The organism is Streptomyces klenkii, from assembly GCF_003626645.1.
Lineage (GTDB): Bacteria > Actinomycetota > Actinomycetes > Streptomycetales > Streptomycetaceae > Streptomyces > Streptomyces klenkii.
In genome coordinates this window covers 683,465-706,739 of sequence record NZ_RBAM01000002.1, presented here as the reverse complement: position 1 = coordinate 706,739, position 23,275 = coordinate 683,465, and the positions used below count along the sequence as shown (strand labels likewise).

The window sequence follows — 23,275 nt, the reverse complement described above, 5'->3', positions numbered from 1 at the left end:
CCGCCGCCCGGAGCCGGCTGCGCCCCGTGCGGGGCCCCGTGCCGCGGCCCCGGCTCCTACTTCAGGACGAGCGAGGACCATGCCTTGACCCACTGGTCGCGGTTCTTGGCGATCTTCTCGGGGGCCAGGGTGCCGGGCTCGTTCACCTGCGCGCCGTACTTGGTGAACAGCTCGGGCAGCTTGGCGTCCTGGTTGGCGGGCTTGACGAACATCTGCAGCGGCATGTCCTCCTGGAACGTACGGCTCAGGAGGAAGTCGATCAGGGCCTTGCCGCCCTCGGGGTTCTTCGCGCCCTTCAGCAGCCCGGCGAACTCTGTCTGCTGGAAGCAGGTGCCCGTGGCCACGCCGGTCGGCGCCTCGGCGGGCTGCGGCTTCACGCCCATCACCTCGGCCGGCGGGCTGGAGGCGTAGGAGACGACGAGGGGCTTGTCGCCCTTGGCCTTCTTCCCGCCCGCGGAGCCGGAGAAGCGCTCGTTGTAGGCCTGCTCCCAGCCGTCCACGACCTCCACGCCGTTGGACTTGAGCTTCTTCCAGTAGTCCTGCCAGCCGTCGTCGCCGTACTTGGCGGCCGTGGCGAGCTGGAAGGCGAGGCCGGGGGACGAGGTGGCGGCGTTCTCGGTGACGAGGAGGTTCTTGTACTCGGGCTTGACGAGGTCGTCGAGGGTCTGCGGCGGGGCCAGCTTGTGGTCGGCGAAGTAGGCGCGGTCGTAGTTGACGCAGATGTCGCCGGTGTCGACGGGGGTGACCCGGTGCTCGCCGGCGTCGGCCTGGAGCTTCCGCGGGACCCGCTCCAGGCCCTTGGCCTCGTACGGGGCGAAGATGCCGTTGTCGAGCGCCCGGGAGAGAAGGGTGTTGTCGACGCCGAAGAAGACGTCGCCCTGCGGGTGGCTCTTGGACAGGATGGCCTGGTTCACGGCCTGGCCGGCATCGCCGCCCTTGAGGACGTTGACCTTGTAGCCGGTCTGCCGGGTGAACTGCTTGAGCACCTCGTCGGAGGCGTTGAAGGAGTTGTGCGAGACCAGGGTGACGGTCTTGTCCTTGCTGCCGGACGCGCCCGAGCCGCCGGAGTCGTCCGAGCCGCCGCATGCGGCCAGGGCCGGGAAGGCGACCGCGGCAAAGGCGGCGGTGCCGATGGCACGCCGCAGGTTGGTGTTCATGGTTGAGCTGACTCCCTACGCCGGTATGACCCGGATCAGGTCCGAGGGTCTGCGGGCCGTGCCGCACTCTCAGCGCCCCGTGGGCGCTCCCCTGTCGGATTGTTCATTTGTGCGAGGGCACCGTATCAGTGCCCTCTCCACGGATCGGCGTCCGACCTGCGGCGCCCGCTCAGCGCTCGGTGGCGGCCAGCTGTCCGCAGGCGCCGTCGATCTCCTGGCCGCGGGTGTCGCGGACGGTCACGGGCACGCCGTGCGCGGCGATCGCCGCGACGAAGGCGCGCTCGTCCTCGGGCCGGGACGCCGTCCACTTCGACCCCGGGGTGGGGTTGAGCGGAATGAGGTTGACGTGCACACGCTTGCCCTTGAGGAGTCGCCCCAGGAGGTCGCCGCGCCATGCCTGGTCGTTGATGTCGCGGATCAGGGCGTACTCGATGGAGATCCGGCGGCCGGACTTCTCCGCGTACTCCCACGCCGCGTCGAGAACCTCGCGGACCTTCCAGCGGGTGTTGACCGGCACCAGGGTGTCGCGCAGCTCGTCGTCCGGGGCGTGCAGGGAGACGGCCAGGCGGCACTTGAAGCCCTCGTCGGCGAAGCGCAGCATCGCGGGGACCAGGCCCACGGTGGAGACGGTGATGCCGCGCTGGGAGAGCCCCAGGCCGTCCGGCTCGGGGTCCGTGAGGCGGCGGATGGCGCCGACGACGCGCTTGTAGTTGGCCAGGGGCTCGCCCATGCCCATGAAGACGATGTTGGACAGCCGCGCGGGGCCGCCGGGGACCTCGCCGTCGCGCAGGGCCCGCATGCCGTCCACGATCTGGTGGACGATCTCGGCCGTCGACAGGTTCCGGTCCAGCCCGGCCTGGCCCGTGGCGCAGAACGGGCAGTTCATGCCGCAGCCGGCCTGTGAGCTGATGCACATGGTGACCCGGTCGGGGTAGCGCATCAGCACGGACTCCACCAGCTTGCCGTCGTGCAGGCGCCAGAGGGTCTTGCGGGTGGTGTCGTCGTCACAGGAGATGTGGCGCACGACGCTCATGAGCTCCGGCAGCAGCTCGGTGGCGAGCTTCTCGCGCGCCGCCGCCGGGATGTCGGTCCACGTCGCGGGGTCGTGCGCGTACCGGGCGAAGTAGTGCTGCGAGAGCTGCTTGGCGCGGAAGGGCTTCTCGCCGATCGCGGAGACGGCCTCACGGCGCTCGGCGGGCGAGAGATCGGCAAGGTGGCGCGGCGGCAGCTTTGCCCCGCGAGGGGCGACGAACGTCAGTTCTCCAGGCGCGGGGGCCATGAGCAAAGACTCCTCATTGACGATGGCGGATGACCTCCGCAATCGCGGAGCCAGCGGCAGGACGATGCCGGAACCCGGAGATCTCACCAGGGGCACCCCCGCTGGGTGCGGGGCCGGAAAAGGGCCCGCCGCACAGCGACGAGCCCTTCCAGGGTACCTGGCCCGCCTCAGGCCGAGCCGACGAAGACGACCAGGAGGAGCCAGACCACCGGCGCGGTCGGCAGGAGCGAGTCCAGCCGGTCCATGATGCCGCCGTGCCCCGGCAGCAGCGCGCCCATGTCCTTGATGCCGAGATCCCTCTTGATCATGGATTCGCCGAGGTCGCCCAGCGTGGCGCTGACCGCGACGGCCAGGCCGAGGAGCAGCCCCTGCCACCACACTCCGTCGTCGATCAGGAACTGCATGCACAGCGCGCCGGCGACCATCGCGAAGGCGACCGCTCCGACCAGCCCCTCGCGCGTCTTGCCGGGGCTGATGCGCGGGGCCAGCTTGCGCTTGCCGAACTTCCAGCCCACCGCGTACGCCCCCGTGTCGCTGACCACGGTCAGGATCAGGAACGTGAGCACCCGCCACGCACCGTCCCCGGCCGCCAGCATGAGGGCCACGAAGGTGGCCAGGAACGGCACGTAGAAGGCCGCGAAGATGCCCGCCGTGACGTCCTTCAGGTAGTCGTCCGGGGACTCCGTCATGCGCCACACGAGGACTGCCAGGGCCGTGAAGGCCACGGCCACCCACGCGCCCTCGGCGCCGCTGGCGTAGCCGGCGATGACCATGGCGGCCCCGCCGACCGCGAGGGGCACCAGCGGGGCGCGGATCGACTTGCGCTCCGCGAGGCGGGACGTCAGCTCCCACAGCCCGACCACGACGGCGATCACGATCACGCCGAGGAAGACGGGCTTGTAGATGAACAGGGAGGCGAGAATGACCGCACCGAGGCCGACGCCGACCCCTATCGCCGCCCGCAGATCGCGGCCGGCGCTCTTCTTTCCTGCCTTCGGCGACTCGGGCGAGGCAGGCACCGGGGCAGGGTCCTGGGGCCGGATGTCGGGCTCCTGTTCATCGCGGAACAGGGGGCCGCGGAGATGGGCGGCCCCCTGGTCACGGTCGTCCTGGTCTCCGCCTGAGGAGGGCACGATGGGCATGGGCCGAGTCTGCGCCGCCACGCCCGCCTCGTGCAGAGGACCCGCCGAGAGGGCCGCAGAGGACGGCCCCCGGTCGGTGGACCCCCGGAAACCGGCGCTCGGCGGGGTCCCCCAGGATGTCTCGTTCATCAGACCTCGAGGAGCTCGGCTTCCTTGTGCTTGAGCAGCTCGTCCACCTGCGCCACGTACTTCGCGGTGGTGTCGTCGAGCTCCTTCTCCGCGCGGCGCACCTCGTCCTCGCCGGACTCCTTGTCCTTGACGAGCTTGTCGAGGGCGTCCTTGGCCTTGCGGCGCACGGAGCGGATCGAGACCTTGGCGTCCTCGGCCTTGGTCTTCGCGACCTTGACGAACTCGCGGCGGCGCTGCTCCGTGAGCTCCGGGAAGGTCACCCGGATGATGTTGCCGTCGTTGCTCGGGTTGACGCCGAGGTCGGAGTCGCGGATCGCCTGCTCGATGTTGCGGAGCGCGCTCTTGTCGAAGGGCGTCACGACCGCCATGCGCGGCTCCGGCACCGAGAAGGACGCCAGCTGGTTGATCGGCGTCAGCGCACCGTAGTAGTCCGCCACGATCTTGTTGAACATCGCCGGGTGCGCACGCCCGGTGCGGATCGCCGCGAAGTCCTCCTTGGCGACCACAACGGCCTTCTCCATCTTCTCCTCGGCCTCGAGGAGGATCTCTTCGATCACCACTTGCTCCTGGTGTTATCAGTAAGCAGAGCCTCGCCCCTGCGCGCGTCTTCTCCTGCACGGTGTCCGACCGGCAGGCAGTTGTCCATCCCCGTGCCGAGGTCTTCCCTCGGCACGGAGTTGCCGTCCGTATCGGGTCTGGCCACTACGGACGGCCGTGCGGGTGGTTCAGTCCCGCGTGCTCTGGTCGCTCACCAGCGTGCCGATCTTCTCACCCTTGACCGCACGCCCGATGTTGCCCTCGGCGAGCAGCTCGAAGACCAGGATCGGCAGCTTGTTGTCCATGCACAGGCTGATGGCGGTGGCGTCGGCGACCTTCAGGCCCCGTGCGAGCACCTCGCTGTACTCGAGGGCGTCGAACTTCACCGCGTCGGGGTTCTTCTTCGGGTCCGAGTCGTAGATCCCGTCGACGCCGTTCTTGCCCATCAGGATCGCCTCGGCGTGGATCTCCAGGGCGCGCTGGGCGGCGGTGGTGTCGGTGGAGAAGTAGGGCATGCCCATGCCCGCACCGAAGATCACGACGCGGCCCTTCTCCAGGTGGCGCACGGCGCGCAGCGGGATGAACGGCTCCGCGACCTGCCCCATGGTGATGCCGGTCTGGACGCGGGTCTCGATGCCTTCCTTGACCAGGAAGTCCTGGAGGGCGAGGGAGTTCATCACGGTGCCGAGCATGCCCATGTAGTCCGAGCGGGCCCGGTCCATGCCGCGCTGCTGCAGCTCGGCGCCACGGAAGAAGTTGCCGCCGCCGATGACGACGGCGATCTCGTAGCCCTCGCGGACCACGGCCGCGATCTCACGGGCGATGGCGTGCACGACATCGGGGTCGACGCCGAGGCCGCCCCCGCCGGCGAACGCCTCGCCGGACAGTTTGAGCAGGAACCGGCGGCGTGGGCCGCCGTGGTCAGCACTGGTGTCGTCGGCAGCCTGCCGGGCGTCCGCACCCTGATTCATTGGAGCTCTCCTCGTGCACATACGAAGAAGGCCATTGCCGGATGGGTCCTTTCGGTTCCCTGTACGGCAATGGCCTCCTCGTCACATCAGCGGCCGACCGGTGAGGGATCGGCTGCGTACGACCCTAGCGGGTCGCAGGTCAATCGCTGCCCTGCTGACGGCTCAGGCGCCGACGCGGATGCGCGCGAAGCGCTTCAACGTGACACCGGCCTCGTCCAGGATCTTCTGGACGGACTTCTTGTTGTCCTTGGCGAACGCCTGGTCCAGCAGGACGTTCTCCTTGTAGAAGCCGGTGACGCGACCCTCGACGATCTTCGGCAGGGCGGCCTCGGGCTTGCCCTCCTCGCGAGCGGTGGCCTCGGCGACGCGGCGCTCGTTCTCGACCGTCTCGGCCGGGATCTCCTCGCGGCTGAGGAACTTCGGCGCGAAGGCGGCGATGTGCTGCGCGACGTCCTTGGCGACCTCGGCGTTCTCCTTGTCCAGCTCGACCAGGACGCCGACCTGCGGGGGCAGGTCCGCGGCGGTGCGGTGCATGTACACGGAGACGAAGCCGTTGTCGAAGCGCGCGAAGCGGTCGACGACGATCTTCTCGCCCAGGGTGGCGTTGGCCTCGTCCACGAAAGCCTGGACGGTCTTGCCGGCCTCGATCTCGGAGGCCATGAGGGCCTCGACGTCGGCCGGGGCGCTCTTGGCGACGTGAGCGGCCAGGGCGTCGGCGACGGCCACGAACTTCTCGCCCTTGGCGACGAAGTCGGTCTCGCACTTCAGCTCGACGATGACACCGGAGGTGTTGTCGTCGGCGACGACGGAGACGACAGCACCGTTCTCGGTGGTGCGGCTCTCGCGCTTGGCCACGCCCTTCAGGCCCTTGACGCGCACGATCTCGACGGCCTTCTCGAGGTTGCCCTCGGCCTCGTCCAGCGCCTTCTTGCAGTCCATCATGCCGGCGCCGGTGAGCTCACGGAGCTTCTTGACGTCAGCGGCGGTGAAGTTCGCCATGGTCTGTGAATCTCTCTCGAAAGTCGTTGGGTGACTACGGGTGCACGACGGGGGCGGCGCCGGTGCGCCGTCCCCCGTCATGATCTACCGACTGAGTTGTCAGGCCTGCTCGGCGTCCGCGGCCGGAGCCTCGGCAGCAGCCTCGGCCTCGGCCGGCTTCTCGGCCTCGGCGTCGGCCTTCTTCTCGCCCTCGAGCAGGTCGCGCTCCCACTCGGCGAGGGGCTCGCCGGCGGCCTTGTCGGCCTTCGCGTCACCGGTGGCGGCACCGGAACGGGCGATGAGGCCCTCGGCGACGGCGTCGGCGATCACACGGGTGAGCAGCGTGACGGAGCGGATCGCGTCGTCGTTGCCCGGGATCTTGTAGTCGACCTCGTCGGGGTCGCAGTTGGTGTCGAGGATCGCGACGACCGGGATGCGGAGCTTGCGCGCCTCACCGACGGCGATGTGCTCCTTCTTGGTGTCGACGATCCAGACGGCGCTCGGCACCTTCTGCATCTCGCGGATGCCGCCGAGGGTCTTCTCCAGCTTGGCCTTCTCGCGGGAGAGGACCAGGAGCTCCTTCTTGGTGAGGCCGGAGGCGGCCACATCCTCGAAGTCGATGAGCTCGAGCTCCTTCAGGCGCTGCAGGCGCTTGTAGACGGTCGAGAAGTTGGTGAGCATGCCGCCCAGCCAGCGCTGGTTGACGTAGGGCATGCCGACGCGGGTCGCCTGCTCGGCGATGGCCTCCTGGGCCTGCTTCTTCGTGCCGACGAACATGATGGAGCCGCCGTGCGCGACGGTCTCCTTGACGAACTCGTAGGCGCGGTCGATGTACGACAGCGACTGGAGCAGGTCGATGATGTAGATGCCGTTGCGCTCCGTGAAGATGAAACGCTTCATCTTCGGGTTCCAACGACGGGTCTGGTGACCGAAGTGGACGCCGCTCTCCAGCAGCTCCCGCATCGTGACGACGGCCATGGCCGCGCTCCTTGAAATACTCGGTTTCACGACGGCCGGGCGGCCGCCGCTCCTGACGCCCCGACGCGCCTGCCGTGGAACGGTGCCCTTGCGAGGACCCTTCCGCGGACCGAGAGACACGGCCACCGGGCTGCCCGAAAAGGGACTGACGCGCCGGTAGCGGGGCGTGCGAAGTCGATCCGGTGACCCGGATCGCCATGAGAAGTGTACGGGACCCGGGAAGGCCCGGGTGACGGCGTTGTGCACAACCCGCGAGTAGTCCACAGATCTCCGTCAAGATCCCCGCGATCGCCGGAAGTCCGCCACCGTACCGGCATGACTCTCATCGGATCTTTGACACGGCTCGGATCTCTTTCGCGGCGCCTGCTCGCCGGGGCCGGGGCGGTCACGCTCTGTGTCCTCGCGGCGGTGGTCGCCGGCAGTGCGAATGCGGATGCACGGGACTCGGCGGCTCCCGCTCCGGCACCCGGCGGTGTGCCGGCTCCTGCGCCCGCTCCCGGGCCCGCTTCGGCACCCGAGGCGTCCGCCGCCGTAGCACCCGCCCGGTTCGCGGCCGTGGGGCCCGGCCCGTCCGGCCCGGGAGGCAGCGGGCCGCCGCCGGGCGACCGTGCCTGGCCGGTCGCCGGGGCGCGAGGCGGCAGGCCCCTGCTCGTACGGGCCTGGCGGCCGCCGCCGGTGCCCTGGGCGGCCGGGCACCGCGGGGTGGATCTCGTCGCCCGTCCGGGTCAGCCGGTACGGGCCGCGGCGCCCGGCACCGTGTCCTTCGCCGGCACCGTCGCGGGGCGGGGTGTGGTGGCGGTCAAGCACGCGGGGACGGGCGAGCCGCCGCTGCGGACCACGTACGAGCCGGTGGACGCGGTGGTGAAGGAAGGGGACGAGGTGTCGGCGGGGCAAGTGATCGGCACGCTCCAGGCGGGGCCCTTCCTCTCCCACTGCCTGAAGGGGGCCGGGGGTGCCGCCGGTTCCGGGGGCTGCCTGCACTGGGGGCTGCTCCGCGGAAAGATCTACCTGGATCCCATGTCCCTGCTGCCGCCGTGGATGCTGCGCAGACCGCCGTCGCGGCTGCTGCCGCTGTCCGGCGGGGCCGGTACGGCGGTGATCAGCCCCTGACGCCGCGCAGCGCCATGGACACGGCCGCCTCGATGATGCGGTCCGGGTCCTCGGCCGCGCCGAGCTCGATCCGGCGTACGGCGGCGTCGACGACGCCTTGCAGCAGCATGGCGGCCAGACGCGGCTGATCGTGGCCGAGGCCTTCGAGGGCTTCCACGACCATGGCGATGAGCCCGCCGTGGGCGGCCCGGATCTTCTCGCGGGCGCCGGCGTCCAGCTCTCCGGCGGAGATCGCGACCACGGCGCGGTGGCGGCGGTCGCCGACGAGGGCCAGCTGGCGGCGGACGTACGCCTCGATCTTCGCCTCGGGCGTGTCCGCACCCTCCATGGCGGCCTCGACCTCCGCCGCCCACACGGGGAAGTCGACGGCGCACAGCTCCTCGACCACGGCCGCCCGCGAGCGGAAGTACTCGTAGACCGAGGACCGCGCCAGTCCCGTGCGCTCGGCCAGGGCGGGGAAGGTCAGCGCCTCCGTGCCGCCCTCGGACAGCAGGGATCGGGCGGCGTCCAGCAGGGCGCCGCGCTGCATCGTCCGGTGCTCGGCCACTGAGGCCGCTCGAATCCTGGGCACGTCCCCACTTTACGGATTGCCGGTGGTGGGGACGACGCCGAGGGAGGATTCCCGGCCGGGTGTCAGCGGCCGACGTCCGCCAGCTTGGCCCGCAGCTGGAGCACCGACTTCGTGTGGATCTGGCTGACCCTGCTCTCCGTGACGCCGAGCACGTGCCCGATCTCGGCCAGCGTGAGGCCCTCGTAGTAGTAGAGGGTGACCACGGTCTTCTCGCGCTCGGGGAGCGTGTTGATCGCGCGGGCGAGGAGGCGGCGCAGCTCGCGGTCCTCGGCGACCTCGACGGGGTCGTCGGCGGCGGTGTCCTCCAGGGTGTCCATCAGGCTCAGCCGTTCGCCGCCCTCGGCCCCGGCGTGCAGGAGGTCCTCCAGGGCGACCACGTTGGTGAGCGACAACTGACTGAAGACGCCGTGCAGTTCCTCGATGCCGATGCCCATCTCGGCCGCCACCTCGGCCTCGGTGGGGGTGCGCCGCAGCTCTGCTTCCAGCGTGGCGTACGCACGCTCGACCGCGCGCGCCTTCTGGCGGACGGAGCGCGGGATCCAGTCCAGCGCGCGCAGTTCGTCGATCATCGCCCCGCGGATCCGGGTGATGGCGTACGTCTCGAACTTGATCTCCCGGGCGGGGTCGAACTTCTCGATGGCGTCGATGAGTCCGAAGATCCCCGAGGACACGAAGTCGGCCTGCTCGACGTTGGACGGCAGACCGACGCTGACGCGCCCCGCCACGTACTTCACCAGGGGTGAGTAGTGGAGGATCAGCTGTTCCCGCAGCCGGTCGTCGCCCGAGGCCTTGTACGACCGCCACAGCTCATCGAGCGTCGAGGGTGCGGGAGGGCGCTCGGCGCCGCGCGCCGCGGGCGGCACCGCCGCGCGGTCCGAACCGGAGGTGTGCTGGGGCATTCGTCGTCTTGAGCCGTTCTGCTGTGACGTGGGTCGAGTGGTACGAATGGCTGGAATCCCGTGAGCGTAGCGTGACTGTTGCGTTGCGGTATGCGATGAGTCCTCTTCGTCGATGGGCGGGTGCCTGCTCCGCCGGCGGCACCGGCGTGCAGCTGCCGGGGGCGGGTGGCCGTACGGGCCTCGCCGTATCGGCGGCCGCGGTCGTCCCCTTAACCTTTTCACCCGATCGCCCCAGGTCAAGAACCGCCTCGCCGCACGGACGGGCGCCGTCCGGGGGGCGTGGGGGTGCCGGATGTTGACGGCGGGGCGGCCAACTTCCAGTGATCGTCGTGGCGTTCGACGAAGCCGAGGGACTGCAGCTCGTACAGCCTGGCGAGCGTCTGATCCCTGCTCAGGCCCGCGTTTCGCGCGATGAGCTCCGCGTCGCCGCCGCTGCCTCCGGGCACGGCTTCGAGCACCACGGCCGCCGCCCGGGCCAGCAGGTCGCGCGCGATCACGGGGCCGTGGCGCTCGGGGGCGAGGTCGCCGATGCCGCCGACGAGCTCGGCGACCTCGTCGGCGTCGGTGACGAGGGCCGCGTCCTCGCGGAGCAGTTCGTGGACGCCGGCCGAGAGGCCGGACGTCACGGGCCCTGGAACGCCCATCGTCTGCCGTCCCAGCCTGCGTGCGCGACGGGCCGTCACCAGCGAGCCGCTGCGGTACTCGGCCTCCACGACCACGGTGCCGCGCGTCAACGCGGCGATGACACGGTTGCGCAGGACGAAGCGACTGCGGGTGGGGTGGCCGCCCGGGGGCAACTCGGCCAGCACGAGACCCCGTTCCACGATCCGGTCGAGCAGGTCCGCGTGCCCGCGCGGGTAGGGCACGTCGACGCCGCAGGCCAGCACGGCCACGGTCGCGCCGCCCGCGGCGAGCGCACCTCTGTGCGCGGCGCCGTCGACGCCGTACGCGGCGCCGGACACGACCACCCAGCCGCGCCGGGCCAGCCTGGAGCCGAGGAGGGACGCGACGTGCGAGCCGTAGTCGGTGCAGGCGCGGGCGCCGACCACGGCGACGGAGCGCAGGGCCCACAGCCGCAGGTCGGCGCCGCCGCGCACCCACAGGCCGAGCGGTCGGGCATCGCCGAGGTCGTCCAGTTGCCCGGGCCATTCACGGTCGCCGGGGCAGACGAAACGGCCGCCCAGCCGGGCGACGGCGTCGAGGTCGCCCTGGGGGTCGAGGGCGGTGGCGCGCTGCCGGCAGCCCGCCAGCCGCTCACGGCCGGCGCCCTTCGGCGCCGGCCCCGCACCGGTGAGGCCCCGCACCACGCCCGCGGCCCCCATCTCCCGCACCCAGCGGCCCACGCGCTCGTCCCCGGGCTCGGTCAGCCTGGTCAGTGCGGCACGGGCCAGCCGCTCCTCGGAGGCGCAGGTGAGGGCGGTCATGGCCGGTCCCCTGCCAGAACGGTGCCTCGATGGACACCCGTACGCAGCTCCAGCGCGCAGTTGACGTCCGCGGCGTCGGGGCGGTCGTGCCCGGCGAGGTCGGCCACGGTCCATGCGACCCGCAGTACGCGGTCGAGGCCACGTGCCGTCAGCATGCCCCGCTCCATGTCGCGTTCGGCTTCGACGAGGGCCCCGGGGTCGACGCGCCAGCGGGTTCGCAGTTCGTGGCCGGGGACCTCGCTGTTGGTCGCCCAGGGCATGTCCGCGAGACGGGCGGAGGCCCGCTCACGGGCGGCACGGACCCTCTCGGCCACCTCGGCCGTCGTCTCCGACCCCCTCTCGGCTCCCGTGAGCTCGGAGCGGGCCACCGGTTCCACCGTCACCCTCAGGTCGACCCGGTCCAGGAGGGGGCCGGAGAGGCGGGCCCGGTAGCGCCTGACGGCCTGCGGGGCGCAGTCGCAGCCCTCGCCCAGCATCCCGTGCCTTCCGCAGGGGCAGGGATTCGCGGCCAGGACGAGCAGGAACCGGGCCGGAAGCCGCAGCACTCCGCCGGAGCGGGCCACGATCACATGCCCCGATTCGAGCGGCTGTCTCAGCGCATCGAGCACGCGCCCGGAGAACTCGGGTGCCTCGTCCATGAAAAGAACTCCCCGATGTGCCAGAGAGACCGCGCCGGGGCGCGGCAGCCCCGAGCCTCCGCCGACTAGGGAGGGCATCGACGCCGAGTGGTGCGGGGCGCAGTAGGGAGCCCGGTCGAGGAGGGGCTGCCCGGCGGGGAGCGTCCCCGCTACGGAGTGGACCGCCGTGACTTCGAGCGACTCCTGCGGGGTGAGCGGCGGCAGCAGGCCGGGTAGCCGCTCGGCGAGCATGGTCTTGCCCGCTCCGGGCGGGCCCTGGAGGAGCAGGTGGTGCCGCCCGGCGGCGGCCACTTCGAGGGCCATCCGGGCCTTGGCCTGCCCGGCGACCTCGGCGAGGTCGGGCTGCCGTTCGCCGAGCAGGACTCCCGTCCCCAGCCCTGCCCCCGGCACGGAGAGTCCCGCGAGCATCGGATCCGGGCGGCCCTCCTGCAACGGCTCCTCCTCCGGCACCGGCGCGTCCGTCAGGACCGCGATGAGCTGGCGCAGGCTGCGGATGCCGAGGACCGAGACGCCGGGCACGAGGGACGCCTCGGCGGCGGTGCGCTCGGCGACGACGACCTGACGGTAGCCGGCGTCAGCGGCGGCCAGGACAGCCGGAAGGACGCCCGGCACCGGCCGGACGCGGCCGTCGAGGCCCAGCTCCCCGATCAGCACCAGATCGGCGATCTCGCGCGGATCGAGGTGCTCCGCCGCGGCGAGGACGGCGCAGGCAACGGCGAGGTCGAAGCCGCTGCCGCTCTTGGGGACCGCCGCCGGGCTCAGGCCCACGGTCAGCTTCTTCTGCGGCCACTCGGCGCCGGAGTTCACCACGGCGGCGCGAACGCGGTCCTTGCTTTCGACGAGGCTCTTGTCGGGGAGGCCGACGAGGGTGAAGGCGGCGACGCCGGGCTCCAGGTCGGCCTGGACCTCGACCACCACGCCCTCGACGCCGGCCAGCGCCACCGAGCACGTACGGGCGAAGCCCATCACGCCACCCCCTTGGCGTGCTCGACGGCGGGGGCGCCGCGACCGGGGACGATCACGCCCACCAGGTCGATCCGCACACCGCCCGCGGGCGGGCCGCCGTGGCGCTCCAGCCAGCGATCGGCGAGGCGGCGCAGCCGCTCCGCCTTCGCCGGGGTGACGGCGGCCATCGGGTGTTCGTACACACCGGTGCTGCGGGTCTTGACCTCACAGACCACCAGGGTGTCGGCCTCTATGGCCACGATGTCGATCTCGCCCTCGCGGCATCTCCAGTTCCGTTCGAGGACGACGATGCCGGCCTGGGTCAGCCGGCGGACGGCGAGATCCTCGCCGTAGCGACCGAGTGCTTCTCGGGCGTTCACGGGCACCACCTCCGGCGCCCACCCTGCCGCCGCGGCCCGCAACTATTGGATCTTGGTGGATAACCCGTCGGTTGTGGAGAACTCAGCCACCCGGAAGGTCGAGGTCGCTCTTGTTGAGCTCCTCGATGTTCACGTCCTTGAACGTGAGCACCCGCACCTGTTTCACGAAGCGCGCGGGGCGGTACATGTCCCAGACCCAGGCGTCGGCCATCGAGACCTCGAAGAAGACCTCACCCTGGACGGAGTGCACCTGCATCTCGTAGTCGTTGGTGAGGTAGAAACGGCGCTCGGTCTCGATCACGTATTTGAACAGACCGACGACATCGCGGTACTCCCGGTAGAGCTTCAGCTCCATCTCGGTCTCGTACTTCTCGAGGTCCTCGGCGCTCATGGCATGTTCCCCTTCAGCCGTGCGTCTCCCCATTGTGCGTCAGGCACGCTCCGTCTCCAGGAGCACCGGCGTACGCGGGGGTCCCTCGTCGAGCAGCGTACGCAGCAGCCCGGCGAGCCTGGTCGGATACACCGTCTCACGGGTCGCGAGGAGTTCCTCGCAGGTCCACCAGCGCAGCCCCGTGACGCTGCGCTGCTCCAGTTTCGTCCCGCCGCCGGTCCACCGGCCGGGCTGCGCCGTGCGGGCCAGGAAGTAGCGCTCGTCCTGGGTCCACAGGCGGCCGTCGAAGGGGAAGGAGCAGGTGCGGCGCCACAGCACGGGGCCCAGTTCGGTCTCTGTGATCCCGGTCTCCTCGGCCAGCTCCCGGCGTGCCGCCTGCTCCCACGTCTCGGCGCCCTCCAGGCCGCCGCCCGGGGTGAACCACCAGGTGGTCGAGGGATCGTCCGGTTCGTAGCCGTGCATCAGCAGGATGCGGTCGGACGGGTCGAGCAGGACGACCCGGGAGGCCCTGCGCGGCTCGACGGGACTGCCGGACGCCTCACCGGCCATGGGCGAGCACCTCCTCCCTGCGCCTCGGCGTGACGAGGCGCGCCACGGGGCCGTACGCCGCGCCGCCCAGGATGAGCACCGCTCCGGCGATCACGGCGGCGAGCACCAGCGGCAGCGGGCCGGGCTGCGAGGTGCCGCCGGGAAGGGCGGCGAAGGACTCGGGTCTGTCCATCATGCCCCAGCCCGCCACGGGCCAGGCAGTGGCGTCCACGCGCGCCCTGACGGCCCCGCGCGGCACGGTGCCGTGGGAGGCGTCGGAGAGGTGGCCTCGGGAGTCCACGGAGTCGCTGCGGTGGTCTCCGAGCAGGAAGAGCTGCCCCTCGGGGACGGTCACCGAGAAGCGGGAGAACGACGCCGTGCCCTTGTCCTGAAGATACGGTTCCTCGACCGGTTTGCCGTCGACCATGAGGCGGCCCCGGCTGTCGCAACAGGCCACCGTGTCGCCGCCCGTGCCGACGACCCGTTTGACCATCGGCGAGTCGCCCCAGACCTTGTCCTTGAAGACGACGATGTCCCCGCGCCGTACGTCGCCGCCGCCGATGCGCTCGGCGAGGACACGGTCGCCGCGCCCGATGGTCGGCGCCATGGAGTCGGTGGGGACGGTGTACGGCTGGTAGAGCAGGGCGCCCCAGGCGAAGCCGCCGAGGAAGAGCACACAGCCGACGGCCACGGCCAGCCCGGACAGCAATCTGCCCGCGCGGCCGTGGCCGTCGTCCGTACGTCCCGCTCTGCTCATCCCAGTGCCCCCGCCCCGCGTAGAAAGATCGGACTCCGCATGCCCAGTGGCACGGGAACCGCACACTACCGGGCGGTATGCGGGCGAGTCAGCCCTTCGGGAGGCTCTGCCGGTCAGTCCCTGGGGGCGCTCCGGAGGGTGAGCTCCTCGGTGCCGCTCCGTGCGGCCGACTTGCGCCGCCGCCACAGGACGAGCGGCACCGCTCCGGCGAGCCCGAACGCGGACGGCGCGGCCGCGGCGGCAGCGTTGATCCCCGGCTGATCGAAGGTGCCGGGAACGCCGAGGAAGGACCAGCGGTTGATCGGCCAGGCGACCACGAAGGCGCGGCCCACGACGTCCGACACGGGGACGAAGCCGTGGTCCTGGTTCGGGTGGTAGCGCGAGTCCAGGGAGTTCTGGCGGTGGTCGCCCATCACCCAGAGCTTGCCCTTGGGGATCTCGATCGGGCCGAAGGGCTGGTCGTCGCACGGGGTGTTGTCGGGGAAGAGGTAGTCCTTCTCCGACAGCGCCTTGCCGTTGACCTTGACCGGGCCGCCCTTCTGGCACTCCACGGTGTCCCCGCCGACCGCGATGACGCGCTTGATGAGGTCCTTCTCCTCGGCCGAGGGCATGAGGCCGATGAAGCTGAGGACCTTCTGCACGCCGCCGCCCACCGGGCCGGGCTGCGGGGTCTGGGCCTCGTCGCCGAGCCAGTTGTCGGGGTCGTGGAAGACCACGACCTCGCCGCGCTCGGGCTCGGCGCCGAACCACGGGGTGAGCTTGTCCACCAGCACGCGGTCACCGCGCTGGAGGGTGTTCTGCATCGAGTCCGAAGGGATCGAGAACGCCTGCACCAGGAACGTCTTGATCAGCAGCGCGAGGACCAGGGCGATGCCGATCAGGATCGGCAGTTCCTTCCAGAACGACCGCTGCTTCTTGGGCTGCGCCCCGCGCGGCCCCTCGCCGTCGGCGTCCCCGCCCGGGCTCACGTCTTCGCCGTCCGTCCGCGCCGGTCCGCCCGTAGCCTCCTGGGACGCCTGGGACATGGCCTCCGCCGGCACCCCGGCCCCTGGCGACCCGTCAGCCTCCCCGGGACGCTTCTCGGGCTCTTCGTGACCGGACCGTGCGCCGACCGCCAAGTCCCCCACATCCACTCCTCTCGCTCCGCTCTCCACGCTGCGGCCTGCCGTACGCATGGGGCAGGCCCACCACTCCCATAACGAGCGGGAGTTCCGCAGGGGTCGGGAGTTGGATCGATCCTTGCTGATCCATGGGGGACACACTATGCGGCGAACCGCGCGCTTGTGTCTCCGCGGGCGGCGCGTCACCGACCGATGCGAAAGTGTCTCTTTCGGACAGCTGCCGCCAGTGGCCCAGCGGCCAGGCGATCACGACCGCGCGCCCGACCACCAGGTCCTGCGGCACGGTGCCCTGGCCGGGATCGTCCAGGTGGAAGCGGGAATCAGCCGAGTTCGAACGGTGGTCGCCCATCACGAAGTAGCGCCCCGCGGGGACCCGTACCGTGAAGTCGAGCTTGGAGGGCGGGTTGCCGGGGTGGAGGTAGGGCTCGTCGAGCGGCGTTCCGTTGACCGTGATTTTGCCGTTCTTGTCGCAGCACTTGACCGTGTCACCGCCGACGCCGATCACCCGCTTGATCAGGTCGTGCTCGTTCGCCGACGGCAGCAGGCCGATGAAGGTCAGGAACTGCTTGACCTGTTTGACCCCCACCGGGTCGGGCCCGGTGTCCGCGACCTCCCCGTCCAGCCAGCCGCCGGGGTCCCGGAAGACGATGACGTCACCGCGCTGCGGCCTGGAGCCGAACCAGGGGGTCAGCTTGTCCACGAGCACGCGGTCGCCGATCCGGATGGTCTGCTCCATGGAGCCGGAGGGGATCACGAACGCCTGCACCAGGAAGGTCTTGAGCACGAGGGCGATCAGCAGCGCGACCGCTATGAGGATCGGCACCTCTTTGACCGCGGAGCGGCGCCGGCGCCGCTTGACCCGCCGGGCCGCCTTGCGCCGCGCCGCGCGGCCGCCCGTGGCCGCGACGCCCGTACCGGCCGGTCCCGCGTCCGCGGGGCCTGCCGGGCCCGGCAGCGTACGCCCCCGGCTACCCACCCGGCCTCCCTGCGTGTCCTGCGGGCTCCGCGGGGCGCCCGGCGGGACCGGGGGCCTGTCCGTCCGGCCCTGCGGTGTGCTCGCCGCCTCGTGCGGCGCCCCGTGCGGGCTGCTGCTCCCCGCCCCGTGCGGCCGGCTGTCCTACGTGTCCGGCCCTCTCGTCGGGCTCCGGAACGCGCGCGTAGGCGCCGGGGCGCTCCAGGGTGCTCATCCTCCCGAAGGGCCAGGCGATCCAGTCGGCCCGTCCGACGACCCTGCTCACCGGCACCATGCCCCCGCCGGGCTCCCCCAGGTGATCACGCGAGTCGCGGGAGTCGCCCCGGTGGTCGCCCATCACCCACAGCTTCCCCGCGGGCACCACGACGTCGAAGGGCACGCTCGAGGGCTCGTCGCCCGGGTAGAGGAAGTTCTCGTCCACCGGGTGGCCGTTGACCTGCAACCGGCCGCGCGCGTCGCAGCAGGTGACCCGGTCGCCCGCGACACCGACCACGCGCTTGATGTAGACCGTCGCCGCGGGCCCCATGAGGCCGACGGACGAGGCGGCCTTGCGGAACAGCGCCGCCACCGGGTTCTCCGCCGGCACGTCCTGGACGAAGGACCCGGTGCCGTCGAAGACGATCACGTCACCGCGCTGCGGCTCGTCCCCGAAGGTGTAGGCGAGCTTGTTGACCAGGACGCGGTCCCCCACGCGGAGCGTGTTCTCCATCGAGCCGCTGGGGATCAGGAAGGGCTGCACCACATAGCTGCTCAGCAGCAGCATGAAGGCGAGGCAGAGCGCCAGCAGCACGCCTGCACGGCGCATGGGGCCGCCGCCCCGCAGCCATGCCCCGGCGGCCCTGGCCGAGGCCGCCGGAGAGGCGGGAAAACGCGAGGAGCGCGACCCCTGCTCCTCCCCCTCTGCGGGGCGGGGAGAGCGGTCGCGCTCCGAAAGCTGTACGTCGGTGTCCATCGAGCCGAAAGCCTATCCGGCCGGGCGCGGACTCCGGACGGAAGCTCAGTTGTCGCGCTTCTCCTTGATCTTCGCGGCCTTGCCGCGGAGCTCACGGAGGTAGTACAGCTTGGCGCGACGGACGTCACCGCGGGTGACCAGCTCGACCTTCTCGAAGATCGGGCTGTGCACCGGGAAGGTGCGCTCGACGCCGACGGAGAACGAGACCTTGCGGACCGTGAAGGTCTCGCTGATGCCCGCGCCCTGGCGGCGGATGACGACACCCTTGAACTGCTGGATACGGGAGCGGTTGCCCTCGATGACGCGGACGTGGACGTTCACGGTGTCGCCGGGGCGGAAGGCCGGAACGTCGGTGCGCAGCGACGCGGCGTTGACGTTGTCGAGCAGGGAGGACATATGCGTCTGCTTCCTCGCCGATGCCACAGGTCATCAGCGGAATTCGTACTGAAGTGGGGATGGTGCCGGAGCACCGGGCGGACGTCGTTCCCCCTGTGGCAGGGGCGCGCGCCGGGCGCAAGGCAACGGCTTATTCTTCCACGTCCGGGGCCACTCGCCCAAATCGGCCGTCGGGTCCGGGGCCCCAGCCCAGGATCGAGAGGATCTCGCGGTCCTTCTTGTCGAAGGCCGCGGGGTCCGCGCGCTCGATCAGATCGGGGCGGTTGCGCACGGTGCGGCGGAACGCCTCGTCGCGGCGCCAGCGGGCGATCTTGCCGTGGTGGCCGCTGAGCAGGACGTCGGGGATGCCACGGCCGCGCCACTCCGGGGGCTTGGTATAGACGGGGCCCTCGAGGAGGTCCGCCATGGCGCCCGGGGCGAAGGAGTCGTCGCGGTGGGACTCGGCGTTGCCGAGGACGCCGGGCAGCAGGCGCGCGACGGCCTCGACCATCACGAGGACGGGGGCCTCGCCGCCGGCCAGGACGTAGTCGCCGATGGACACCTCGCGCACGTCGAGGCGGTCGCCGTACTCCTCGATGACCCGGCGGTCGATGCCCTCGTAGCGGGCGGGGGTGAAGACCAGCCACGGCTTCTCGGAGAGCTCCACGGCGAGCTCCTGGGTGAAGGGGCGGCCGCTGGGGGTCGGGACGACGAGCACGGGCGGCTCCTCCCCCTGTACCCCCGAGCCGATGACCGCGTCCAGGGCCTCGCCCCAGGGATCCGGCTTCATGACCATGCCGGGGCCGCCGCCGTAGGGCGTGTCGTCGACGGTGTTGTGCTTGTCGTGCGTCCATTCCCGCAGGTCGTGCAGACGGACGTCCAGGAGGCCCCGTGCGCGCGCCTTGCCGACGAGTGAGACGTTCAGCGGCTCGAGGTACTCGGGGAAGATCGTGACGACGTCGATGCGCATCAGGCGTCGCCCCGCTCGGAGCCTCGCCCGGAATCCTGCTCGGAGCCGTGACCGGCATCCTGGCCGGACTCCGCCTCAGGGGCCTGTCCGGCCTCGTGCGCCGCCCCATGCGCCGCCTCAGTGGCCGCCCCATGCGCCGCCGCGCCGTGCTCCGCCTCACGCGCGGACGCGACCTCCGCCTCGTCGGCGTCGATCAGGCCGCGCGGCGGGTCGATGACGGCGCGCTGCTCGTCCAGGTCGATCTCCGTGACGATCTCGGAGACGAAGGGGATCATGACCTCGGACCCGTCGGCCCGCTCCACGATGAACAGGTCCTGCGACGGCAGGTGGGAGATCTCGCTGATCCGGCCGACGACGGTGCCGTCGACGGTGACGACCTCCAGGTCCATCAGCTGGTGGTCGTAGAACTCCTCGGGGTCCTCCGGGGTGTCCTCCGGGTCGACCTCGGCAATGAGGAGGGTGTTGCGGAGCGCCTCGGCGGCCGTACGGTCGCCCACACCCGCGAAGCGCAGCAGCAGCCGGCCGCTGTGCACGCGGCCGGACTCGATGGTCAGCGGCCCCACGGGGGCGGGGTCCGTGGCCAGGACGGCGCCGGGCCCGAGCCGCAGTTCGGGCTCGTCCGTACGCACCTCAACCGTGACCTCGCCCCGGATGCCGTGGGCGCGGCCGATCCTGCCGACTACGAGCTGCATGTTTCCTTCTCTGCTCTCCGTACGCGACAACGGGCCGGGAAGGGCCCAAGCCCTTCCCGGCCCGTGCCGGTGCTCAACCGCTTCTCAGCGGACCTGATCCACGTCGACAAGGTCGACGCGGATGCCACGGCCGCCGATGGCGCCCACGACAGTGCGCAGAGCGCGCGCGGTGCGGCCGTTGCGGCCGATCACCTTGCCGAGGTCGTCGGGGTGGACCCGGACCTCCAGCACGCGCCCGCGGCGCAGGTTGCGCGAAGCGACCTGCACCTCGTCGGGGTTGTCGACGATGCCCTTCACGAGGTGCTCAAGGGCCTCCTCGAGCATCCTCAGGCCTCGGTCGACTCAGCGGACTCGGCCTCAGCGGCCTCGTCCTTCTTCTCCGACTTCTTCGCCTTCGGGGTGATGGCCTCACCCTTCGCCTCGCCCGCGGCGCTCACGACGGCGTCGAAGAGACCGCTGTGGTCCTTCTTCGGCTCGGCGACGAGCATCGGGGCCGGGGCCGGCAGGCCCTTGAACTTCTGCCAGTCACCGGTGACCTTGAGGATGGCCATGACGGGCTCGGTCGGCTGCGCGCCGACACCCAGCCAGTACTGGACACGCTCGGAGTCGACCTCGATGCGCGAGGGGTTCTGCACCGGGTGGTACAGACCGATCTCCTCGATGGCCCGGCCGTCACGGCGGGTACGGGAGTCGGCGATGACGATGCGGTAGTGAGGCGAACGGATCTTGCCCAGACGCTTCAGCTTGATCTTGACTGCCACGGGAGTGGTGTCTCCTGGTCTTGACGTGGTTGGGCACAACGAGATGCCACGTGGGGTTGCGGTACTCGGATGCCCGATGGACGCGCCAGCCGGAGGAGAGAGGGGTCCTATGCGACTGTCGAGTACAGCGTCCCATTGTGCCACACCGCTCCAGGTCAGCCGACCGTGACCGCCTCGGGAATCCGGAAGGGCTGGCCGCAGCCGCCGCACATGATGGGCGCCTGGGCGAGCACGGAGGGCACGACCCGCACGTTCCGGCCGCATTCGCACACCGCCTTGACCCGTACGCCGCCGCCCGACGAGCCGTGCCGCGCCGCCGGCCCGCGGAAGGTGCGCGAGGTGTCGGCGGTGGTGGCGACCGTGTGCGCCTTGAGGGCGCGCTGGAGTCTGTCGATGGTGGGGCGGTAGCGCTTGCGCGCTTCCGGGTTGAGCACGACCAGGGAGAAGCCGCTGCTGGGATGCGGATCGTCGCTGTGGTCGAGCCCGAGCTCCTCGGCGATCGCCAGGAACCGGCGATTGTGGTAGCGGCCCGCGCGTGACGTGTCACGTACACCGCGGGCGGCCGCGATGCCGTGCACTGCCTCGTGCAGCAGCCGTTCGAAGGAGAGCTCGGCGCCGCATGCGGACGACGACTCCCCGATCAGCGATTCGGGCGCGGCAAGATCCGGCAGCTCGGGGTGGTGCCGCTGAATGTCGGCCCACGCCTGCGCCAGCTCTGCGGCGAGAACAGGTGGTGTCGTGCTCACGTCGTGACAACGAGCAGGGGCGGCCCGGTGTTCCGATACCGGGCCATCCCAAATAATTTGCACGTACCAGTCAGTTTCACGCTCATGCGTCGCGACGAGGGCGGGTGCGCAGATCTATGGAGAAGCCGCGCACCCGTTCGCAACCCGGGACGTACTGACTCACCAGTAAGCGCGCACCGGGGGGCGTGCGCCCCCTAGGGCCGGCCGGCGCCCCTGGGCGCCCCGTGGAGCGTGGAGGGCGGCGCACGAGGCGACCCGTCCCCGGGTGCCCCATGCGCCGCCCCATGCCTTCGCTCTTAGTAGGCGCGCCCCACGATCGCGATCGTGCCCGGCGCGTCGTCCGACTGCGGCACGGAGCCGTCCTCGGCCACCAGGCAGCGGACGGACACGGCCTGCTCGGCCAGCTTGGCCTCGCCCTCCGGACCCAGGTCCGCCCAGCGGATCCGCGCCCAGCCGCCGGCGACGGCGGCCTCGGCGGCCTCCTCGATGGTCGTCACGTCGCTCGTACGGGACTCGCGGCGCTCGCGCGACTGGGTCAGCAGCAGCGCCTGGTCCTCCTCCAGGACCTTCGGCAGCATCCCGACGAGCTCGTCGATGCGGACCGGCTCCTTACCACCGGGGATGCGGCGGGCCAGCATCGCGGTGCCGTTCTCCAGGTCGCGCGGGCCGACCTCGATGCGCACCGGGACACCCTTGAGCTCCCAGTCCACGGCGCGGCGGCCGAACGGCGTGTCCGTGCGGTCGTCGACCTGTACCCGGACTCCGGCGGCCTTCAGCTGGTCGCCGATCTCGCGGACCTTGGCGATGACGGCGTCGTCACCCTTGATCGCGAGGACGACGGCCTGGACCGGCGCCAGGCGCGGCGGCACGCGCAGGCCGTTATCGTCGCCGTGCGACATGATCAGACCGCCGACCATCCGGGTGGAGGAGCCCCAGGAGGTCTGCCAGACCAGCTCCTGCCGGCCGTCCTTGGACAGGTAGGAGGTGTTGAAGGCCTTGGCAAAGTTCTGGCCGAGCTCGTGGCTGGTGCCCATCTGCAGCGCCTTGCCGTCGCCCATCATGCCCTCGAGGGTGAGGGTGTTGATCGCGCCCGCGAAGCGCTCCTTGGGCGTCTTGCGGCCGAGGACCACGTCGATGCCCAGGACGTTGATCATGAAGTCCGCGTACACCTCCTTGTGGATGTACGCGGCGTAGTCCCGGGCATCCTCGTAGGTGGCGTGGGCGGTGTGGCCCTCCTGCCAGAGGAACTCGGTGGTGCGCAGGAAGACGCGCGGGCGCATCTCCCAACGGACCACATTCGCCCACTGGTTGATCAGCAGGGGCAGGTCGCGGTAGCTCTGCACCCACTTCGAGAAGTAGTCGTTGATGATCGTCTCGGAGGTGGGGCGCACGACGACCGGCTCCTCCAGCTCCTTGCCGCCGCCGTGCGTGACGACCGCGAGCTCGGGGGCGAAGCCCTCGACGTGCTCGGCCTCACGCGTCAGGTACGACTGCGGGATGAAGAGGGGGAAGTACGCGTTGGAAGCGCCCGCGTCCTTGATGCGCGCGTCCATCTCCTGCTGCATGCGCTCCCAGAGCCCGTACCCGTACGGCCGGATGACCATGGTGCCGCGCACGGGGCCGTTGTCGGCCAGCTCGGCCTTGTTGATCAAGTCCTGGTACCAGCGGGGGAAGTCGTCCGCCTGGGGGGTGAGAATGGGAGCCTTTGCCATGATGCGAATGGTACGGGCCCGATCCGTCCGAGCGTGAATCCGCCGTTCCGGCCCCTCCCCCGCGCCGTCCGTGCGCCGCCACCGGCCGCGTACGCGCCCTTGTGCGCCTCCCGTGCGGATGCGCCCGGCACATGCCATCGTGGGCGTACGGGAACGCGC

General features: G+C 71.1%; 26 protein-coding genes and 1 riboswitch. Of the genes, 1 reads left to right on the top strand and 25 read right to left on the bottom strand.

What is annotated here, in order from left to right:
- Positions 1-56 precede the first annotated feature (56 nt).
- The 7 genes from D7231_RS06540 to rpsB form a co-directional block, all read right to left on the bottom strand.
- Positions 57-1,157: a thiamine ABC transporter substrate-binding protein gene (locus D7231_RS06540; protein ID WP_120753934.1), complete on the bottom strand. Its 1,101-nt coding sequence runs from the start codon at positions 1,155-1,157 to the stop codon at positions 57-59.
- Positions 1,153-1,260: riboswitch (TPP riboswitch) on the bottom strand. It overlaps the preceding gene by 5 nt.
- Before the next feature lie 66 nt (positions 1,261-1,326).
- Entirely contained in the window at positions 1,327-2,436 is a 1,110-nt protein-coding gene (gene rlmN / locus D7231_RS06535) for a dual-specificity RNA methyltransferase RlmN (RefSeq protein WP_030369662.1), read from the bottom strand.
- A 167-nt stretch (positions 2,437-2,603) separates the two neighbouring features.
- Positions 2,604-3,707 (bottom strand): phosphatidate cytidylyltransferase, encoded by a 1,104-nt coding sequence (locus tag D7231_RS06530; RefSeq protein WP_120753933.1) that lies wholly within the window; start codon positions 3,705-3,707, stop codon positions 2,604-2,606.
- Positions 3,707-4,264 (bottom strand): ribosome recycling factor, encoded by a 558-nt coding sequence (frr, locus tag D7231_RS06525; protein WP_030369660.1) that lies wholly within the window; start codon positions 4,262-4,264, stop codon positions 3,707-3,709. The genes D7231_RS06530 and frr overlap by 1 nt, the downstream gene beginning before the upstream one ends.
- A 168-nt stretch (positions 4,265-4,432) precedes the next feature.
- Positions 4,433-5,215, bottom strand: coding sequence for a UMP kinase (gene pyrH / locus D7231_RS06520; protein WP_120753932.1), 783 nt, complete (start codon positions 5,213-5,215; stop codon positions 4,433-4,435).
- A gap of 162 nt (positions 5,216-5,377) precedes the next feature.
- On the bottom strand, positions 5,378-6,214 hold the full coding sequence (gene tsf, locus D7231_RS06515; RefSeq protein ID WP_120753931.1) for a translation elongation factor Ts: 837 nt from the start codon (positions 6,212-6,214) through the stop codon (positions 5,378-5,380).
- A gap of 99 nt (positions 6,215-6,313) precedes the next feature.
- Complete coding sequence (gene rpsB, locus D7231_RS06510) at positions 6,314-7,171, bottom strand: 30S ribosomal protein S2 (protein ID WP_058046487.1); 858 nt, start codon at positions 7,169-7,171, stop codon at positions 6,314-6,316.
- Positions 7,172-7,726: 555 nt separating this feature from the next.
- Here rpsB and D7231_RS06505 point away from each other — a divergent pair.
- Entirely contained in the window at positions 7,727-8,281 is a 555-nt protein-coding gene (locus tag D7231_RS06505) for a murein hydrolase activator EnvC family protein (RefSeq protein ID WP_422396680.1), read from the top strand.
- Here D7231_RS06505 and D7231_RS06500 read toward each other — a convergent pair.
- The 18 genes from D7231_RS06500 to proS form a co-directional block, all read right to left on the bottom strand.
- On the bottom strand, positions 8,271-8,810 hold the full coding sequence (locus D7231_RS06500; protein ID WP_120754027.1) for a TetR/AcrR family transcriptional regulator: 540 nt from the start codon (positions 8,808-8,810) through the stop codon (positions 8,271-8,273). The two genes, D7231_RS06505 and D7231_RS06500, sit on opposite strands and share 11 nt — an antisense overlap.
- Before the next feature lie 104 nt (positions 8,811-8,914).
- Positions 8,915-9,751, bottom strand: coding sequence for an RNA polymerase sigma factor WhiG (gene whiG / locus D7231_RS06495; protein ID WP_030369654.1), 837 nt, complete (start codon positions 9,749-9,751; stop codon positions 8,915-8,917).
- Positions 9,752-9,987: 236 nt separating this feature from the next.
- On the bottom strand, positions 9,988-11,175 hold the full coding sequence (gene dprA, locus D7231_RS06490) for a DNA-processing protein DprA (protein WP_120753929.1): 1,188 nt from the start codon (positions 11,173-11,175) through the stop codon (positions 9,988-9,990).
- Positions 11,172-12,779, bottom strand: coding sequence for a YifB family Mg chelatase-like AAA ATPase (locus D7231_RS06485; protein WP_120753928.1), 1,608 nt, complete (start codon positions 12,777-12,779; stop codon positions 11,172-11,174). Before D7231_RS06485 ends, dprA begins: the two co-directional genes overlap by 4 nt.
- Positions 12,779-13,138, bottom strand: coding sequence for a YraN family protein (locus tag D7231_RS06480; protein WP_120753927.1), 360 nt, complete (start codon positions 13,136-13,138; stop codon positions 12,779-12,781). The genes D7231_RS06485 and D7231_RS06480 overlap by 1 nt, the downstream gene beginning before the upstream one ends.
- An 82-nt stretch (positions 13,139-13,220) precedes the next feature.
- Complete coding sequence (locus D7231_RS06475) at positions 13,221-13,529, bottom strand: DUF2469 domain-containing protein (protein ID WP_009714730.1); 309 nt, start codon at positions 13,527-13,529, stop codon at positions 13,221-13,223.
- A 39-nt stretch (positions 13,530-13,568) separates the two neighbouring features.
- Positions 13,569-14,078 (bottom strand): NUDIX hydrolase, encoded by a 510-nt coding sequence (locus D7231_RS06470; protein ID WP_120753926.1) that lies wholly within the window; start codon positions 14,076-14,078, stop codon positions 13,569-13,571.
- Complete coding sequence (gene lepB, locus D7231_RS06465; protein WP_120753925.1) at positions 14,068-14,814, bottom strand: signal peptidase I; 747 nt, start codon at positions 14,812-14,814, stop codon at positions 14,068-14,070. The genes D7231_RS06470 and lepB (D7231_RS06465) overlap by 11 nt, the downstream gene beginning before the upstream one ends.
- Positions 14,815-14,927: 113 nt before the next feature.
- Complete coding sequence (gene lepB / locus D7231_RS06460; RefSeq protein ID WP_120754026.1) at positions 14,928-15,932, bottom strand: signal peptidase I; 1,005 nt, start codon at positions 15,930-15,932, stop codon at positions 14,928-14,930.
- The gene (gene lepB, locus D7231_RS06455; protein WP_120753924.1) at positions 15,874-16,911 is read right to left on the bottom strand and encodes a signal peptidase I; all 1,038 of its coding nucleotides are present in this window, start codon (positions 16,909-16,911) and stop codon (positions 15,874-15,876) included. Before lepB (D7231_RS06455) ends, lepB (D7231_RS06460) begins: the two co-directional genes overlap by 59 nt.
- Positions 16,904-17,860 (bottom strand): signal peptidase I, encoded by a 957-nt coding sequence (lepB, locus tag D7231_RS06450; RefSeq protein ID WP_120753923.1) that lies wholly within the window; start codon positions 17,858-17,860, stop codon positions 16,904-16,906. The genes lepB (D7231_RS06455) and lepB (D7231_RS06450) overlap by 8 nt, the downstream gene beginning before the upstream one ends.
- 45 nt (positions 17,861-17,905) lie before the next feature.
- A complete protein-coding gene (gene rplS / locus D7231_RS06445; protein WP_030369336.1) occupies positions 17,906-18,256 on the bottom strand; it encodes a 50S ribosomal protein L19 in 351 nt (116 codons plus the stop codon).
- A gap of 130 nt (positions 18,257-18,386) precedes the next feature.
- A complete protein-coding gene (trmD, locus tag D7231_RS06440) occupies positions 18,387-19,205 on the bottom strand; it encodes a tRNA (guanosine(37)-N1)-methyltransferase TrmD (RefSeq protein ID WP_120753922.1) in 819 nt (272 codons plus the stop codon).
- Complete coding sequence (gene rimM / locus D7231_RS06435; protein WP_120753921.1) at positions 19,205-19,897, bottom strand: ribosome maturation factor RimM; 693 nt, start codon at positions 19,895-19,897, stop codon at positions 19,205-19,207. Before rimM ends, trmD begins: the two co-directional genes overlap by 1 nt.
- An 84-nt stretch (positions 19,898-19,981) precedes the next feature.
- Positions 19,982-20,221 (bottom strand): RNA-binding protein, encoded by a 240-nt coding sequence (locus tag D7231_RS06430; protein WP_020868149.1) that lies wholly within the window; start codon positions 20,219-20,221, stop codon positions 19,982-19,984.
- A 2-nt stretch (positions 20,222-20,223) separates the two neighbouring features.
- The gene (rpsP, locus tag D7231_RS06425; protein ID WP_030369333.1) at positions 20,224-20,658 is read right to left on the bottom strand and encodes a 30S ribosomal protein S16; all 435 of its coding nucleotides are present in this window, start codon (positions 20,656-20,658) and stop codon (positions 20,224-20,226) included.
- Between the two features lie 155 nt (positions 20,659-20,813).
- On the bottom strand, positions 20,814-21,404 hold the full coding sequence (locus D7231_RS06420) for a hypothetical protein (protein ID WP_120753920.1): 591 nt from the start codon (positions 21,402-21,404) through the stop codon (positions 20,814-20,816).
- Positions 21,405-21,700: 296 nt separating this feature from the next.
- Positions 21,701-23,116: a proline--tRNA ligase gene (proS, locus tag D7231_RS06415; RefSeq protein ID WP_120753919.1), complete on the bottom strand. Its 1,416-nt coding sequence runs from the start codon at positions 23,114-23,116 to the stop codon at positions 21,701-21,703.
- Positions 23,117-23,275: the final 159 nt, after the last annotated feature.

Excerpts from the sequence above, each read along its gene's own strand:
- D7231_RS06540 (WP_120753934.1), bottom strand. The coding sequence starts at position 1,157 with ATGAACACCAACCTGCGGCGTGCCATCGGCACCGCCGCCTTTGCCGCG.
- rlmN (WP_030369662.1), bottom strand. The coding sequence starts at position 2,436 with ATGGCCCCCGCGCCTGGAGAACTGACGTTCGTCGCCCCTCGCGGGGCA.
- D7231_RS06530 (WP_120753933.1), bottom strand. The coding sequence starts at position 3,707 with ATGAACGAGACATCCTGGGGGACCCCGCCGAGCGCCGGTTTCCGGGGG.
- pyrH (WP_120753932.1), bottom strand. The coding sequence starts at position 5,215 with ATGAATCAGGGTGCGGACGCCCGGCAGGCTGCCGACGACACCAGTGCT.
- tsf (WP_120753931.1), bottom strand. The coding sequence starts at position 6,214 with ATGGCGAACTTCACCGCCGCTGACGTCAAGAAGCTCCGTGAGCTCACC.
- rpsB (WP_058046487.1), bottom strand. The coding sequence starts at position 7,171 with ATGGCCGTCGTCACGATGCGGGAGCTGCTGGAGAGCGGCGTCCACTTC.
- D7231_RS06500 (WP_120754027.1), bottom strand. The coding sequence starts at position 8,810 with ATGCAGCGCGGCGCCCTGCTGGACGCCGCCCGATCCCTGCTGTCCGAG.
- whiG (WP_030369654.1), bottom strand. The coding sequence starts at position 9,751 with ATGCCCCAGCACACCTCCGGTTCGGACCGCGCGGCGGTGCCGCCCGCG.
- dprA (WP_120753929.1), bottom strand. The coding sequence starts at position 11,175 with ATGACCGCCCTCACCTGCGCCTCCGAGGAGCGGCTGGCCCGTGCCGCA.
- D7231_RS06485 (WP_120753928.1), bottom strand. The coding sequence starts at position 12,779 with ATGGGCTTCGCCCGTACGTGCTCGGTGGCGCTGGCCGGCGTCGAGGGC.
- D7231_RS06475 (WP_009714730.1), bottom strand. The coding sequence starts at position 13,529 with ATGAGCGCCGAGGACCTCGAGAAGTACGAGACCGAGATGGAGCTGAAG.
- D7231_RS06470 (WP_120753926.1), bottom strand. The coding sequence starts at position 14,078 with ATGGCCGGTGAGGCGTCCGGCAGTCCCGTCGAGCCGCGCAGGGCCTCC.
- lepB (WP_120753925.1), bottom strand. The coding sequence starts at position 14,814 with ATGAGCAGAGCGGGACGTACGGACGACGGCCACGGCCGCGCGGGCAGA.
- lepB (WP_120753923.1), bottom strand. The coding sequence starts at position 17,860 with ATGGACACCGACGTACAGCTTTCGGAGCGCGACCGCTCTCCCCGCCCC.
- rplS (WP_030369336.1), bottom strand. The coding sequence starts at position 18,256 with ATGTCCTCCCTGCTCGACAACGTCAACGCCGCGTCGCTGCGCACCGAC.
- trmD (WP_120753922.1), bottom strand. The coding sequence starts at position 19,205 with ATGCGCATCGACGTCGTCACGATCTTCCCCGAGTACCTCGAGCCGCTG.
- rimM (WP_120753921.1), bottom strand. The coding sequence starts at position 19,897 with ATGCAGCTCGTAGTCGGCAGGATCGGCCGCGCCCACGGCATCCGGGGC.
- D7231_RS06430 (WP_020868149.1), bottom strand. The coding sequence starts at position 20,221 with ATGCTCGAGGAGGCCCTTGAGCACCTCGTGAAGGGCATCGTCGACAAC.
- proS (WP_120753919.1), bottom strand. The coding sequence starts at position 23,116 with ATGGCAAAGGCTCCCATTCTCACCCCCCAGGCGGACGACTTCCCCCGC.